The organism is Gammaproteobacteria bacterium (genome assembly GCA_034522055.1).
Taxonomy (GTDB): domain Bacteria; phylum Pseudomonadota; class Gammaproteobacteria; order JAABTG01; family JAABTG01; genus JAABTG01.
This window is the reverse complement of sequence record JAXHLS010000002.1, coordinates 1,455,888-1,470,372: the sequence shown is the minus strand read 5'-3', so window position 1 is coordinate 1,470,372 and position 14,485 is coordinate 1,455,888. Positions and strand designations below refer to the sequence as shown.

At 66.0% G+C, this 14,485-nt stretch carries 12 protein-coding genes and 1 pseudogene; 6 read left to right on the top strand and 7 right to left on the bottom strand.

Going from position 1 to position 14,485, the window contains the following annotated elements:
• The first annotated feature begins 12 nt into the window (after window positions 1-12).
• The 4 genes and pseudogenes from U5S82_07115 to U5S82_07100 all read left to right on the top strand — a co-directional run bounded on the left by U5S82_07115 (window position 13) and on the right by U5S82_07100 (window position 2,073).
• On the top strand, window positions 13-345 hold the full coding sequence (locus tag U5S82_07115) for a type II toxin-antitoxin system RelE/ParE family toxin (protein MDZ7751419.1): 333 nt from the start codon (window positions 13-15) through the stop codon (window positions 343-345).
• Between the two features lie 5 nt (window positions 346-350).
• Complete coding sequence (locus U5S82_07110; GenBank protein MDZ7751418.1) at window positions 351-677, top strand: transcriptional regulator; 327 nt, start codon at window positions 351-353, stop codon at window positions 675-677.
• A gap of 140 nt (window positions 678-817) precedes the next feature.
• Window positions 818-1,837, top strand: a complete 1,020-nt coding sequence (locus U5S82_07105) for an ATP-binding protein (GenBank protein MDZ7751417.1) — start codon at window positions 818-820, stop codon at window positions 1,835-1,837.
• Window positions 1,834-2,073, top strand: a pseudogene (locus tag U5S82_07100) (type I restriction-modification system subunit M N-terminal domain-containing protein). Before U5S82_07105 ends, U5S82_07100 begins: the two are co-directional and overlap by 4 nt.
• Before the next feature lie 76 nt (window positions 2,074-2,149).
• Here the strand turns inward: U5S82_07100 and U5S82_07095 are convergent.
• Window positions 2,150-3,394 (bottom strand): Fic family protein, encoded by a 1,245-nt coding sequence (locus tag U5S82_07095; GenBank protein ID MDZ7751416.1) that lies wholly within the window; start codon window positions 3,392-3,394, stop codon window positions 2,150-2,152.
• A 457-nt stretch (window positions 3,395-3,851) separates the two neighbouring features.
• Between U5S82_07095 and U5S82_07090 the strand changes: the two genes are divergently transcribed.
• Together U5S82_07090 and U5S82_07085 are read left to right on the top strand one after the other, a co-directional pair.
• Window positions 3,852-4,208, top strand: a complete 357-nt coding sequence (locus U5S82_07090; GenBank protein MDZ7751415.1) for a hypothetical protein — start codon at window positions 3,852-3,854, stop codon at window positions 4,206-4,208.
• Window positions 4,208-5,461, top strand: coding sequence for a type II toxin-antitoxin system HipA family toxin (locus U5S82_07085; GenBank protein MDZ7751414.1), 1,254 nt, complete (start codon window positions 4,208-4,210; stop codon window positions 5,459-5,461). The genes U5S82_07090 and U5S82_07085 overlap by 1 nt, the downstream gene beginning before the upstream one ends.
• A 211-nt stretch (window positions 5,462-5,672) precedes the next feature.
• Here U5S82_07085 and U5S82_07080 read toward each other — a convergent pair whose 3' ends face one another.
• The 6 genes from U5S82_07080 to U5S82_07055 all read right to left on the bottom strand — a co-directional run bounded on the left by U5S82_07080 (window position 5,673) and on the right by U5S82_07055 (window position 14,063).
• On the bottom strand, window positions 5,673-7,778 hold the full coding sequence (locus tag U5S82_07080) for a DEAD/DEAH box helicase (protein MDZ7751413.1): 2,106 nt from the start codon (window positions 7,776-7,778) through the stop codon (window positions 5,673-5,675).
• The gene (brxD, locus tag U5S82_07075; protein MDZ7751412.1) at window positions 7,775-9,082 is read right to left on the bottom strand and encodes a BREX system ATP-binding protein BrxD; all 1,308 of its coding nucleotides are present in this window, start codon (window positions 9,080-9,082) and stop codon (window positions 7,775-7,777) included. The genes U5S82_07080 and brxD overlap by 4 nt, the downstream gene beginning before the upstream one ends.
• Before the next feature lie 4 nt (window positions 9,083-9,086).
• Window positions 9,087-9,977 carry a BREX-2 system phosphatase PglZ gene (gene pglZ / locus U5S82_07070; protein MDZ7751411.1) on the bottom strand — a complete coding sequence of 297 codons (891 nt, stop codon included), beginning with the start codon at window positions 9,975-9,977 and terminating at the stop codon, window positions 9,087-9,089.
• A 999-nt stretch (window positions 9,978-10,976) separates the two neighbouring features.
• Window positions 10,977-13,079 carry a hypothetical protein gene (locus U5S82_07065; protein MDZ7751410.1) on the bottom strand — a complete coding sequence of 701 codons (2,103 nt, stop codon included), beginning with the start codon at window positions 13,077-13,079 and terminating at the stop codon, window positions 10,977-10,979.
• The gene (locus U5S82_07060) at window positions 13,010-13,582 is read right to left on the bottom strand and encodes a hypothetical protein (protein ID MDZ7751409.1); all 573 of its coding nucleotides are present in this window, start codon (window positions 13,580-13,582) and stop codon (window positions 13,010-13,012) included. The genes U5S82_07065 and U5S82_07060 overlap by 70 nt, the downstream gene beginning before the upstream one ends.
• Window positions 13,557-14,063 (bottom strand): DUF6079 family protein, encoded by a 507-nt coding sequence (locus U5S82_07055; GenBank protein ID MDZ7751408.1) that lies wholly within the window; start codon window positions 14,061-14,063, stop codon window positions 13,557-13,559. Before U5S82_07055 ends, U5S82_07060 begins: the two co-directional genes overlap by 26 nt.
• Between the last annotated feature and the right edge of the window lie 422 nt (window positions 14,064-14,485).

Sequence of the window (14,485 nt, the reverse complement as noted above, 5' to 3'; positions counted from 1 at the left end):
ATAAGTTACCTTATGATTTCGACAAGGAAAGTCGTCGAATACCTGGACCCGGACGGGGCCTCGCCGTTTGCCAGGTGGTTTGCCCGGCTCGACCCCGCGGCGGCGGCAAAGGTCACCACGGCCCTGTACCGCATGGAGCAGGGCAACCTCTCCAACGTGAAGCCGGTGGGCCAGGGCGTGGCCGAGTACCGGATCCACGCCGGTCCCGGCTACCGCATCTACATCGGCCAGCAGGGCGGCCGGCTGGTCATACTGCTCGGCGGCGGGACCAAGAAAGGCCAGGGCGCCGACATCCGCCTGGCCCAACGACGCTGGCGCGACTACAAGGCGCGCGACAAGAGGTGAACGCCATGGCCGTCACTCGCGAATTCCGCCACACCATCCAGGCCCGTGCCCGGGCAGACGCGCGCTACCGCGCCGCCATGCTCACCGAGGCCATCAACGAGCTCCTCGCCGGCGACCTCGCCACCGGCAAGGCGATGCTGCGCGACTACGTCAACGCCACCATCACCTTCGACCGCCTGGCGGAGGCCACCGGCATCCCCCCCAAGAGCCTGCAGCGCATGCTCGGCCCCAAAGGCAACCCCACGGCGGGAAACCTCTTCGCCGTCATCAAGGCCCTTCAGGATGCCGAGCACATCACCCTGGCGGTCAAGCCGACGAGGCATGCCGCGTGAGAGCAAAGGAACACGTCGCTGCAGAACAGGCATGCCACCAACAATGTACCAGGACAACGAGTTAATCCCCTTTCCGGAGCGGGTACAGGCCAACTTCAATGCCTGGTTGGCCTCCCAACCCCTTCTCCTATGAGCGCCTTGTGGAGGGGCTCAATGTGCCCTTCAGGCTGGACAGCGAGTCGGTCAGGGTAGGGGAGACCCATTTGCACCAGGCGTTGCGCGAGGCCCTGGTCAATACCCTTGCGCACGCGGACCACGAGGCAGCACAAGGCATCATCGTCACCAAGCGACCGGATGCGTTCGTGTTCCGAAATGCCGGCCGGCTGCGCGTGCCGGTCGAGAGACTGTATGAAGGCGGCGTCAGCGACCCGCGCAATCCGAGCTTGCAGAAGATGTTTCAGATGCTCGGCCTAGGTGAGAAGTCGGGCTCGGGCTTCCCCAAGATTCTACGTGCCTGGCGCGAGCAGCAGTGGTTGATTCCCCTGGTGTCAGAGGCGCTGGATCTGGAGATAACCAGCCTGACCTTGCCCCTTGCCAGCCTGATTCCGGAGGCCGTGGAGCGGGAGTTGCGCGAACTCGTCGGGAATGCGTATGCGCAGTTGCCGGAGTTGGATCGGATCATCCTGCTACTGGCCCATCGCTTCGGTGAGATCGGCAATGCCGATGTTCAGCCTTACTGCCGGGAGCATCCCCGGGATATCGGCACGCATCTGAAATCGTTGGTGGATCATGGCTGGCTCAGCAGAAGTGGCCAGGCCCGTGGCACGCGTTACCGACTGCCGGGCCACCTCGAAACCGGGCAGTTATTCCCGGATGCAGACCCGGAAGAGGCAAGCTCCGAACATAAGGACGCCGACTCCGAACATTATGAGCCCGACTCCGAACAATACGAGGAACTTATGGCGATGGCGGCGCCGGTGCGGGAAAAAGGTCGTGCCGACAAAGCCTTAGTGAGGGACACCATCGTTAGTTTGTGTGCTGGGCGATTCCTCAGCCTCCGAACACTGGCGGAATTGTTGAACAGAGAGCCCGATAGCGTGCGCAACCACTACATCACACCCATGCTGCGGGTGGGGTTGATCCGGGCGCGGTTCCCGGAGCATCCCAACCACCCTCAGCAGGCGTACAGCGCCGTAGACACCCCAGGGGCACCGAAATGAGTCCTGCGGGAATTACGAACAAGTTCTGGAACTACTGCAACGTCCTGCGCGACGACGTCATGAGCTACAGCGACTACGTCGAGCAGCTCACCTATGTGCTGTTTCTCAAGATGGCCGACGAACGTACCCAGGCGCCTTACAATCAAGCCAGCATCGTGCCGCAGCCGTACAGCTGGTCCAGCCTCATCAAGAAGGACGGCGACGAGCTGTTCGACCACTACCGCCATGCCCTGGATGCGTTGGGCAAGGATTGGCCAGAACCGGCTCAGTTCTGGCGGCCCTTGACAGCACGGGCCATATGTCATGGCCGTTCTAGGTCTGTTCAGGAAACAGCCCTGGCAGCCAGCGAGACGCGAGTTTCGCCGGGAACGCCAGGCGCAGGGGGGCCCGGGGGCTCGCGGAGGTCAATACGTCCGCCTCCAGTAGTGCGGACACGATACGGCGGGCCTGCCTGTCGCCTGTACCAACGATGCCGGCGGTATCGCCGCGCGGGACCTCGCCCCGGTAAAGGACCGTCTCCAGGAGAGCGCCTGCCTTGTCCGGCAGCCGGCCGCCCCGGCTCTCTTCCTCCGCCCACAGCAGGATGCGATTGCGCAGACGGTCAGGCTGGACGAGTCCTTCCATGAAGATAACCTGGTCAAGGCAGGTGTCCAGAAAGAAAGCGGTGAACGATGCCAGCCCTTCCTCGCTGAGATGCCCGCGGCCGTCCAGATCGTTGCGGCGCGGCAAATCGCATCCCATCAGGTGGCCCTTGTAAGCACGCACGTTGCGTGCGAGGCCGCGGGCGACCGACCACACACCGCCGGTATCGAGTACGTCGAGCAGGGTGGCGTGGGACATGAGCCGGGCGACCCTGCCGTTGCCGTCCAGGAACGGGTGTATCCAGAGCAGGCGGTGGTGGGCAGCGGCGGCGGCCAGGATGGCCTCCGATTTCCCGAGTCCGCTGTAAACGCTCTCGAAGCGCTCCAGAAAGCGCGGGAGAGCGCCGGGGCTGACAGATACGTGACGGCCGACCTTCACGTCGCGCAGGCGCAGCTCGCCAGGCGTCATTGCCTGGGTCTCGCCTGTGTCCGGGTCTTCGACAACCAGAAGGTCCCCGGGCAGTAGCTCGCCGAAGCGGCGGTGAATCTCGCAAAGCCCGTCTGCGGTCGTCGCTTTTCCTCGCAGTCCTCCTCCGTCGATCCAGCGCTGCACCTCGATATGCGCGCGTGCCTCCATCTGGAGATCCCGCTTTTCCTCGTTCTGGCTGTAATCGTCCTGTAGGGCGCGTTCGATATCGATCGGGTGGGTATCGTGCCCCTCGATCAGGTTGCTGTAGTAGCAGTTCATGGCCCGCACGAGGTCGGCAAGGGCCGTCAGGAAGCCCTCGGGCAGGCTCCGGCGAAATCCGGCGGAGCGGGCCGCAAGCTCCAACACGAGGTCGGTCAGGTACTCCCGGTGGCGGGATGCGTCCGGTATCCTCATCGGCTCCATCAGACAAACCTGCTCGCCCCGGTCGGGAAGCCCCTTTCCGGCCGCTTTAATGTCCGCTTTTTTGTCCGTTTTCAAGTCGCTCATAACGCCATTTATAACAGTGCGTTATGTGCGCAGCAAGGCGTTTTGCGTCCGGCCTGATGACCGCTAATATGGCGCTTTGGTCGGTTACTTCGGGTTTACCTGGCCACCACTTTCCCCCTCTTCTGCCGGATTCCTCAGGCGCCCTGACTTTCCAGCCGGTGGGCGAGGCCTAGTAACGGGCTGCCTGCATCTCCACCCTATCGTCGGGGCCCAAGGGTGCCGAGAGCCGAAAGGCCGGCTGGTAGCTATCGGTACCGATTCCGGTGCTCCTGGATTTGATGCAGACGACGTAGCTGCCAAGATAGTATTTCGTGGCGTTCATTAAAATGCATATTAAGCACGATTAAGTTCATTATCGTGGACTTTGGTATTGCTGGAGCGTTTCGTTTTTCCTTGCCCTAATGTATAGTGTTGTATACGTTATAATTTGTAACGTTTGTAAAAATGGACACAAGCCATGGAAAAGCGCCGGACGACAAAGCCCCTGCCTCTCCCCGTTCAGCGAGTCCTGCGCAAACTGGGAGGCGACATTCGTGACGCCCGGCTGCGGCGGCGCATTCCCACGGCGGTGATGGCCGAGCGGGCCTCGATCAGCCGCACGACACTGAACAAGGTAGAAAAGGGCGCGCCCGGAGTCTCGCTCGGGAATTACGCCACGGTGCTGTTTGTCCTCGGCCTTGCGGAAAAGCTCGGCGAACTCGGGGACATCCGCAACGACACCGTCGGGCTGGAGCTCGAAGATGAAGACTTGCCCAAGCGTATTCGCCGTTCCGGCAAGAAGCGCCCGACGCGGGACCGGAAAGGAACCGAGTGATGGACACGGAAGCGCTTGTTTACCTCGACCTTGATGGAACGCCAACGCTTGTCGGCCGCCTCTGGGCACGCGAGCGCCGGGGACGGGAGAGCGCGACCTTTGAATATGATGACGGCTGGCTGGCACATCCGGCCAGGTTCTCGCTGGAGCCTGCCCTCCAGCTTGGTCCCGGCCCGTTTCACACGCCGGCGGGCAAGCCACTTTTCGGGGCCATCGGTGATTCCGCTCCGGACAGGTGGGGCCGCGTGCTCATGCGCCGTGCCGAGCGGCGGCGCGCGGACCAGGTTGGGCAGACGCCCCGCACCCTGCGGGAAATCGATTATCTGCTGACGGTCAATGACGAGGCCCGGCAGGGAGCGCTGCGGTTCGCGTTGGAGCCTGGTGGCCGGTTCCTGGCGGCGGACGACGCCACGCCTATTCCGCCGCTCGTCGAGCTGCCGCGGTTGCTTTCCGCCGCCGACCATGTCGCCGCCGATTCCGACAGCGATGAGGATCTGCGCCTGCTCCTCGCGCCGGGCTCGTCCCTGGGCGGCGCGCGTCCCAAGGCGTCCGTGCGCGACAGCGACGGCGCGCTGGCCATTGCCAAGTTTCCGCAGCGGGATGACGAGATTGACACGGTGCGCTGGGAAGCCGTCGCGCTTGCCCTGGCGGAAAAGGCGTCCCTGCCGGTGCCGGAATGGCGGCTTGAAGCCATTGCAGGCAAGCCTGTGCTGTTGCTGCGCCGGTTCGACCGTGCCGGGGATGTGCGCATCCCCTTCCTGTCGGCCATGAGCATGCTCGGCGCTTCCGATAATAAAACTCACAGTTACCTGGAGTTCGTGGACGCCTTGCGCCAGTACGGCGCATCGCCAAAGAAAGATATGCACCTGCTGTGGCGGCGCATCGTCTTCAATATCCTGATTTCCAATACCGATGATCACCTGCGCAATCACGGTTTTCTCTACGAGGGCACCGACGGCTGGCGGCTCGCGCCGGCCTACGACCTCAATCCCGTGCCCGTGGACATCAAGCCCCGCGTGCTAAGCACCGCCATCGATCTGGAGGACGGGACGGCCTCCCTTGATCTTGCGCAGGAGGTGGCAGGGTATTTCGAGCTTGACGCCGGGCGGGCCGCCGCTATCGCCAAAGAGGTGGCCGAGGCTGTTTCCACCTGGCGGCAGGAGGCCGCCCGTATCGGACTGGATCAGGCCCGGATAAACCGTATGGCAAGCGCCTTCGAGCATGACGACCTGCAAGCTGCCCGGGCCCTGTAAGATCCAAGACGAAGGGCATGACCTGGCGCTGCAGACCATCGTTACCCAGCAGTACGACAGCCTGTGGTACCCGTCGGCCTCCGGCCAGATGGTACGCAAAGAGATCCACACTGCCGGTGGCGAGAGCGGCTGGTCCATCGTGGGTCCGGCCCCACTACCGTTACGCCAGCCTCTACTTCGAAGAAAACGCCGCTGTGGACGCGAGGGCGGTTCATAGCGTGTTCATCACCAGGCGGATACCCGCGTGTCGCAGTCGCTCAAGAGCGCTGCTGTCCGTGTATCGGGCACCTTGAACCTCGGATAACGTAGCGGCAGGCAGCGTCTCGCTGAACTTGAGCGGAGGCAGGCGTTCATCCTCGCCTATATCGGGGCGTGCCGGGTCAGCCATCGCCCATAAGCGAGAGCGAACCTCCTCGGGGTTACCAGGACAGGCCAAATCTACATAGAACTGTTGTGGCTGGCCGGCGGTGCAGTCCGTCAACGTAGCGATGGCCTGTCGGAGCAAGGCGTTGGCCAGTCCGCCCATGAACGTCCAGAGCCGCAGACGGCCGTTGGGCAAGACTTCCAGGGGCACGTCGCCATCCGGCTCGAGCCATGCGAAGTCGTCGCGGAGTTCTGCAAACAGGGTCGTCGCCCGGCGGGAGAGCAGGTGCGATGGAATTTCTCCGGCCAGGACTTCACGCGCGGCGGTGCAGTGTTCATTGCGCAGGTGCCGCGAGCTGCCAAGCCAGCGGGATTTACCGGTGGCATCTGTGGATTCCACGAATACCACCCGCCGGTTGTGGTCGGATCGAGTCACCCGCCAACTCCGCGCTCCCAGGGTCAGAACGGGCGGGGCCTCGTCCTTGCCCGCCAGACTCGAGCCATGGACCTGGCCGATCTCCCGGCGGCCGTGCAGCACAGTGAACAACTCCGGCGCACTGAATACCGATAGCAGGTCGGTGAAACGCTTGCCCCTAAAACGGGCCTCCGCCTTGTCGCCCAGCCACAACCGCCCATCAAGGTGGCGCAGCCAACCCTCCTCCTGCAGCCAAGCAAGCAGCTCTTCGGCACGGCTTCCCCGCAACCGTGAGGCATCCAGGAAGCCTCGAAGCCACTCACTCAGATCCGCTTCTCGTAAGTTACTTTCCTGATGAACGAGGGCGAATATCTGCTGGGCCAAGACGTGGATCGGCAATGGGGGCGGGTGTAGCGGCTCCACCCATCCCTGCCGCCACAGGTGAAGAAGTGCAAGGGTGCGGATGAGGGCATCGGCGTCCGTGGCGAGGAACAGGCAGTTGCGGGAAGTGCCTGCACGCCGGCCGGTACGCCCTAGGCGTTGAAGAAAAGCGGCCACGGTACTCGGTGCATCGACCTGGATGACGCGGTCCAGGTCACCCACGTCTATACCCAGCTCCAGGGTGCTGGTGGCGACAATGACGCAATTACTGGATTCGGCGAAGGCTCGCTCGGCGAGCTGGCGGGCCTCCGCGCTCAGGCTGCTATGGGAAGCGTGGGCCTCGATCTGGCGTTCCCGGAGCAGGTAAGCCAGCTCTTCCACCCGTGCCCGGCTATCGCAGAACACCAGGCGTTTCTCGCCCGAGTGTAGTGATGCGATGACCTGGGCGGCATTCTCCAGATTCTCGACGTAGTCCACCTTGATTTCCGGCGGGCTCGAGGTTTCCGTTGGTGGTTGGATGACGACGCCGGGATCATTGCCCGCCGTGAACCATTGCAGTAACGCTTCAGGATTGCCGACGGTGGCGCTGAGGCCCACCCGTTGCAATGCGCCCGTCGTCAGGTGCTGGAGGCGGTCCAGTAGGGCCAGGAGCTGCCAGCCGCGGTCATCGCCTGCGAAGGCGTGTAGTTCATCTACGACGACCACCCGCAGGTTCTCGAAGAGGGCACGGTGGTCCGTCCGGGAGCCGCACAGGATCCCCTCCACTGCTTCCGGCGTGACCAGCAGCAGATCCGTCTGCTCCCGTGTCACGGCCCGCCGCTGGCCCTGGCCGATATCTCCATGCCACAGGGCCACCCGCCGGCCGAGCATCCCGGCCAACTGGTTCAATCGAGGCTCCAGATTGTTGGCCAGGGCGCGCAGGGGGGAGATGTAGAGAACGGACAGTCCGCGCCAGTCCTCGCTTAGCATGCGGGAAAGAATGGGCAGGAGCGCCGCCTCGGTCTTGCCGCCGGCAGTAGGCGCGATAAGCAGCGCCGAACGCCCTTCGGTCAATGGTCCGGACGCCAGCTCTTGCAGGGGGCGGAGCCCCGGCCAGCCCAGGGTGTTGGCGACATGGTACTGCACCGCGGAGTGCAGCCGCTGGAATCCGTCGTTCACAGATCCAGCCGCACGTCGTCCACGTCGGTCAGGGCTTGCCGTTCGCTGTCCGTGAGGTCCCGGGCGGCAACCGTCGGCGCGTAGTGTTCCCGGGGGTCGAAGTCCGGGTACTGCTCCACACGGTCCAGGACGTCGGCCACCAGCTTGCGCAAAAAGATGCGCGGCGCGAGGCCGGCCTTGCCCCCGAGGCGGCCCGCTACGGCCGTGGCCAGATCCGCCAGGTAGGCGTCATCTACATGCTGGTGAATGCGTGCTTCGGCCTCCGAGCCCAGGGCGAACAAGCCCCGAACCCGGGCACCCACCGCCTCCAGGCGCGGCAGATCGAAGGGTTGCAGGCGCACTTGCACCGCCCGGGGGTTATCGAAGCGGGTGTCCGCCGAGAAATCCACCTGCAGGCGCTGGGCGAGGGGCGCAAGACGTTGAACCCCGTAGGGGCCTTCGAAGAAGGCGGGTGTGCCGGTGATGAAGAGATACAAGCCTGGAAAACGTCCCCGGTCGATCTCGTCCATGAGCTGGCGCAGGGCGTTCAGGCTCTTGTCACGGGCATCGCTGCGCATGCGCTGCAGGGTCTCCACTTCGTCCAGCACCATCACCAGGCCCGGGTGCCCGGCATCCCGTATCAGCGCCAGGAACCCCTGTAGCAGTCCCAGTGCCCCGAAGTGGTCCACGTCTCCCTTGAGGCCCGCCCCGCGCTTCACTGACGCCGACACGTTGGGTTGCCCGGCCAGCCAGGCCACCAGCCCCTCAGCCATGGCGCGGTCACCGGCAAGCAGTGCGCGGCGATAGGCCCGCAGGGAAGCGGTGAAAGCGGGTGCCACCTTGGCCACGGTAGCCAGCCGGGACTCCATCAGGGCCTCGGTCCGCCGTAGAAGTGTTTGCTCGTCCAGCTCGGGGTTGCTGGCCAGCACATCCTCTTCCAGGGTGAAGAACCAGCCGTCGATGACCTGGCGCAGTGCCCCTTGGGGTTGGTCCGCGGTAGCGAGGTGCTCCATCAGGCGACGGTAGACGGTCTCGAGACGGTGTAGCGGGGTCTCGGTTTCGGAGATCTGTACCTCGGCGGTGACGAAGCCCCGCTGGCGGGCCTGATCCTGGAACCAGCGGGCCAGGAAGGTCTTGCCGCATCCATAGTCACCCCTTACGGCCTTGAATGCGGCCTGGCCGGATGCCACTTGGTCCAGCTCATCGAGGAGGGTGGGGGTAAGCCACTCCAGGCCGACGGCGAATGCATCCAGAGCGCGTGCCGGCACCGTGCCGCGACGCAGCGCGGCGATGATCTCCTGGCGGCGTTGGGGACTCACTGCCATGTCCTTAGTTCACCTCGAACTGTTTCGTGGCGAGGGCCACATCGAGGCGAACCTCTTCGGCACCAGGGTCATGGGAGAGGACCGGGTAGCCGTCGAGATTCAGCACCGACTGCAGGTTGGCGATGAGGCCGGCGAGACGGAAAGGCGGCAGGCCGAAGACCTCGGCCAGGCGCAGGTCGGGTACGGGACCACCTTGCTGGGCGTCGAGGGTTTCCAGCAACACCCGCAGCCGCTCGAGCCCCGGGTCCCGGCGGCCGAGCCGCTGGCGCTGGCGCGCCAGGTTGGGGCTGGCCAACAGTCCATCGATCCAGCTCGCGCCATCATTCACCCCGGGTGATGCGTCTACCTGGAACAGCGAGCGCTGCTTGTCGGCCGCCTGCTTGCGGCTAACTCGCTTCGGTGGGGGCGCGGGCGCCTCCTGTCGCGGCTCCCACCAATGGGGGCGGTGCTGGGGAGTGATATGCCAGCCCTCCGGCGCATCTTCTCCCAGGGGCAGCCAGACCTGGAAGGGGGCCAGCACCTCCTGGGGTGTCGCGCCACCGTGGTAGCCGTGGCGTCTATGGCCGGCGGTGGCATAGCGGGCCCGCTCCACCGCGGGTAGGACGACCGCGCGCCGGCCATGCAGTGCCCGCTCCCGGGGCCCATGAAAGAGTCGTTCATCTGCGGCCGGGGTCTCTTCGCCGTCACCATAGCGCCAGCGTTCCCCTTCACCGCCGGGAAGGACTGTCGTACTGTTCTCCAGGACATGGCCATGGTCGGCCGTCAGGATGACCAGGCGGCGGGCGGATTCGGCCTCGGCCAGCAGGCTCTGCAGGTACCGTACGGTGCCGAGCTTCCAGCTGAGCTGGAGCTGGTCCGACTTGGCAAGGTGGTCGTCGATGGCGTTGATGACCATGCCCACCACTCGCTGCTGAGGGGTGGAGATGGCGGTGCGCACCGCAACCCGCGGGCAGGACCAGGCTGTCTGCCGCCAGCTCCTCGGCATGCAGCTCGCGCAGCAATTGCTCGGCGGCATAGGTGGCCCGTTGCCGCTCGTCCTGCTCCAGCCCGGAAACCACCCCCCGGGCCGCCTCGGCCCACGTTTGTCCTGCCTTGGGGCCGAGGGGAAGCGCGCCCAGCAACGGCTCAAGGCGCGCCGCGGCCTGATGGTGCAGGGCGCGGCGTTGGCGGCCCTCGGGGAAAACCACCTCGCATGCGAGGCCGATGGCCAGCAGGTGCTCGCCCCACCCTGCGCCCAGGGCGCCGAGGAGTCCGTCACCCAGGGATCCGAGGCCGCTCTTGAGGTGCCTGGAGATGCCGGCCTGGATGGCCTCGGGCAACTCGGCCCACGCCTTGAGGGCGCCGGACCGGGTCGACCAGCGCACCAGGTCCCGGGCATCGGGACGTGGTCCGGCCAGGCCCAGCAGGCCCTGCAACACCCGGTTCCAGGCGGTGTCGGCATCCAGGTAACCGGTCACCAGGGGCGTGCCGCCGTCGGGCGGCAGGGCCTGGAGCAGGGCGTCGGCCATCCAGCGCTCGCCGCGGATGCGCGGATCCAGCTCCCGCGCCCCCATGATGTTCATGACGCTCTGCCAGGCATCCAGCTCGTGCACCGTGTAGCGGGCGAGGCGGGCCCGGATGTCCATGGGGACGCTGCCATTGTGCAGGGGGGTCAGCACCACCGTGCAGCCGGTTTCCTCCGAGGTGCCCAGGTAATGGCCCTCGGCGTCGGATAGCGCTTCCCGCAGGGCAAGGTTGCTGGGGCACACCCGGACCCGGGCGGGCCCGAGGGAAGTGGACAACTCCTCCGGTCCCGTCCTCGGCGAATCGCAGCGCAGGGCGACGACCCGCGGCCGCGGGCCGCGCCGCCCCACCCGGTTCACCATATGAATGATCTCTGCCGGAGAGAGGGCGCTCATGGACGGGTGTTGCCGGTGCGGATCACGAGGGTGAGGTCGATGGTGACGACGTCGTCCTGAGTGCGCGTCAGGACGGCTTCCACCTCCGCCTTCAGCTGGGCCGGAGACAGAGCGGTCTTCTGGATGTTTTCGACGCGTTCCCCATTATCCGGGGGCGTAACGGAGCCCGGTCCGGGTGGGGCTCCCGGCTCCGGCTGCAACGCGTCGCGAATGAGTTGATGGGCCTGGGTCTGGGCGTCACGCAGGCGCTGGCGCAGCGCGACCACGTGCTCGTCGTTGCCGAGGGCCTCGTTGATCCCCTCGTGTAACGCCAAGGCCTGCTGGCCGTAGGGCTCGCGCAGGCTACGAGCCGTCTCGAAGAGCTGCCAGTCGACATCTTCCAGCGCCCGCGCCAGTGCTTCGCCGTCGTGCATGGCCTTGGCCATGGCGCTCGCGCTGGTGGTCAGGCGCGCTTCGTTGAGGGCAGTCACCCGGGCGTTGCCCTCGGCGCTGGCCATGACATTCATGAGGGCCTGGGCGGCACGGGCGGTCTCGAGGCGGGCGGAGTCTTTGATGCCCCTGGAGTCCAGCCGCTCCTCCAGCACCCGGGCGTAGCGCTCCGTGGGGGCGTGATAGGCCTTGATAATGTCGTCCAGGGCCCGCTGGAGCCGGGCGGCATTGGGGGCGTTGCGCACCGCCGGCGTATCGCTGCGACCGAACAGGGTGGCCAGGCGGTCACGGGCCTCCTCCCAGGCCTCCGCCTCGGGCAGATCCGCCTCCTGCAATTCGAGAACGTCGTCCAGGTGGCCGAGGGTCGGCTCCTCCGGTCCACCGTGGCGGTAAAACACGCGGTTGGTCTGGACCGCGAAGGTGAGGATCACCAGATCCTGCACCTCCCGGACGAGGCCCCGCGGCTCGGGCTCGTCGCTCCAGGCCCGCAACTGGCCCACGGTGAGGGGGCCGGGGTTTCCCGCCTCGCGCAGCAGGCGCTGGAAGTGCTCCCGCCAGTGGTCGTCGAGGACGAAGTGGGTCTCGCCCATCTCGCCCAGGGCGAGGGGCACGGCGATGCGCCTCATCTCGTCCCGCTGGGTCCTGTCGATGGCCGCCCGCCGGTCGGGATCGGCGGCCGCCGCGAGCACGTTCTGGAGCACCCGCTTGAGGGCGGCGGGCCGTACCTCGTCGGCACCGAAATCCGGGTGCTGCGGGTACTGGAAGCGCAGGGCCTGGTCCAGCAGGCCGACGGCACATGCCCGGAAGTTTCCCCCCACCGGCGGGCGGGGGGCGAAGCCCGTGGCCAGGGATTCGAAGTGCTGGTCCAGGGCATGGGCCTGGTCCAGGTCGTCCCGGCGGCTGGTGCTGAGGCCGTAGGCGCTCATGAGCTGGTCCTTCAGCTGCTGGCGCAGTTGGTTGCGCTGGTTGTCCAGGAGCAGGCGCGCCTGCTGTCGGTCCTGGGGCGACAGGTTGCCGCCGTAACGCTCGAGGTTGTCGCCAGTGAGCAGGCGCTCCAGGATCACCAGGCGCCCGAGGTTCTGCTGCGCCCGGTCGTTGAGGAAGGAGGGCAGCCACACCAGGGTGAAGGTCGAGTCGCGGGACGAGCGGTAGTCGTTCACCACCGCCCGGTCGTCTGCCGGGCTGTGGTCTCCGTCGTCGAAGGGGTAGTCGATGACCAGGCGCCACTCGTCCCCGGATTCCAGGTCCTCCAGGCGCATATCGCGCACGTTGCGGAAAAGCACCCGGCAGCTGCGCCGGCTACCCCGCCACGTGAAGTGGTAATCGTCCTCCTGGAGCATGGCCACCTGGTCGTCCACCAGTCCGAGGTCGCCGAACAGGGTGTCCCGCACCAATCGGATGCGGTTGCCGGTGTTGTCCAGTTCCTTGGCGTTCTGGACGATGCTCTCCGTATCCACCCCGGTGAGCTGCAGGCTCACCACCGGGCTGGGACCTTCATCGGAGAACTTGATCTCGCCCATCTGGGAGGCCCAGTTGCGCAGGCGGCTGAGCACCGTGGTGCCTTCGGCCCCCGGTACGGGGGAACGCACGCTGCCGTGGTTCAGGGCCGCCAGCCGTTGGGGGGTGAGGCCCTTGAGGGCCTCCACCTCGGGGGCCAGGGCCGCCAGCACCAGGGTCTTGGCGAGGCGGGCGTCGTTGGTGAAGGCGCGGGCTTTTCTTCCGGCGCGGCGCCGCGGGCAACGTCATACTCGGTCACGCCGTGCTGCATCTCCAGGTGGGGGCGGAGCTTCTCGCGGTACAGGCGCTTGGCGGTCTCGAATTGGGCCCGGATCACCTGGGAGAAGGGCTCGTCCCCCTCGGACACCACGTCGAACAGGTCGCCCACGGGGATGATCTGCCCGAGTTGGAAGCCCTCACGCCGGTCCACCAGCAGCTGCTGCATCAGCTTCAGGGCGGTGCGCTCGCGCTGGAGCAGGGAGGATACGACCACCAGGGTCTGCACCAGGGCCGGGCTGAAGGGGTAGACCAGGCGGAACATCTCCTTGTCCCCGTCGCGGGTGAGCAGGGTGTCCAGCACCCCCTGGCGTACCTGGCTCGCCTGCTCGAAGGCCTGGGCCAGGGCCCGGGCAGCGGCCTCGTCCTTGGGCTTAAGCAGGCGCTCGTTGGCGATCACCGGCAGGTTGCGGTCTTAAGGCGGGGGCCGGCTTGTCCGGGTGATGCCGGCGGGCCCACTCGGCGTAGCCGCCGAGGATGGCGGACTCCATGCTGGTGACGCCGATCATGTGGTAGGGCAGCACCAGCACCCGGCGCTCCTGCAGCCAGGAGGCATGGTGGTTCACCACCGGGGCCAGGCGGGGGATGCGGCGGGCCGCGGTGTTGCCGGAGAGCAGCAGGCTCAGCACCGCCATGAAGTGGCTCTTGCCGCTGCCGAAGCTGCCATGGAGGAAGGCCGCCTTGCTGCGGTTGGTCTCGAGGGCGGACTGGATGAGGTCGAGGGCGAGGCGAAAGGATTCCGCCAGCTGGTCCGTGACCACGTACTGGGCGAGGGTGGCCTCGGGGTGCGCCACCCCGTCGGTGAGCTTCAACACCAGGTCCCCCTGGTAGACCCGCTCCGGGATGTCGAAGATGTCGCCGAGGTTGAGCTGCTCAGCCATGGGTGAAGGGAGTCCTTGTTGTTGTCGCGGCCCGGGGTTTTTTCTCGGCCAGGGGCCGGCAAGCGGCCGCGGTACCCGGGTCGTAGGATGCCCTATTCTGCCTCACGAGGCAGAAATGTCAGCCCTCCGGACAGCGGAACGCGCCAATGGAGGCCGGCACGTGTTGGAACCGGGCTCCGACGGTCACCAACTAATAAGCATTTATCCGCCGTGCGCAGCATGGCTGATAAATGTCTGTTGGACTAAGCCGCCCATCAGACCGGCGCGGTCTGATCTATAGGGAAATGTATTGCGCAGGGTGGGCGCGGTGCACCGGGGGTGGCCAGCCCCTCACTCCTGATGCCGTGACTGAACTCCGCCATCGCCAGCACCTAGACGTGATCGGTCATCCAAACATAGGCATGAATGACCAGACCGTGCCT

What these genes read in the sequence shown, in the direction of transcription:
- U5S82_07115 (MDZ7751419.1), top strand. Translation starts at nt 13, where the DNA reads ATGATTTCGACAAGGAAAGTCGTCGAATACCTGGACCCGGACGGGGCC.
- U5S82_07110 (MDZ7751418.1), top strand. Translation starts at nt 351, where the DNA reads ATGGCCGTCACTCGCGAATTCCGCCACACCATCCAGGCCCGTGCCCGG.
- U5S82_07095 (MDZ7751416.1), bottom strand. Translation starts at nt 3,394, where the DNA reads ATGAGCGACTTGAAAACGGACAAAAAAGCGGACATTAAAGCGGCCGGA.
- U5S82_07090 (MDZ7751415.1), top strand. Translation starts at nt 3,852, where the DNA reads ATGGAAAAGCGCCGGACGACAAAGCCCCTGCCTCTCCCCGTTCAGCGA.
- U5S82_07085 (MDZ7751414.1), top strand. Translation starts at nt 4,208, where the DNA reads ATGGACACGGAAGCGCTTGTTTACCTCGACCTTGATGGAACGCCAACG.
- brxD (MDZ7751412.1), bottom strand. Translation starts at nt 9,082, where the DNA reads ATGGCAGTGAGTCCCCAACGCCGCCAGGAGATCATCGCCGCGCTGCGT.
- pglZ (MDZ7751411.1), bottom strand. Translation starts at nt 9,977, where the DNA reads ATGGTCATCAACGCCATCGACGACCACCTTGCCAAGTCGGACCAGCTC.
- U5S82_07055 (MDZ7751408.1), bottom strand. Translation starts at nt 14,063, where the DNA reads ATGGCTGAGCAGCTCAACCTCGGCGACATCTTCGACATCCCGGAGCGG.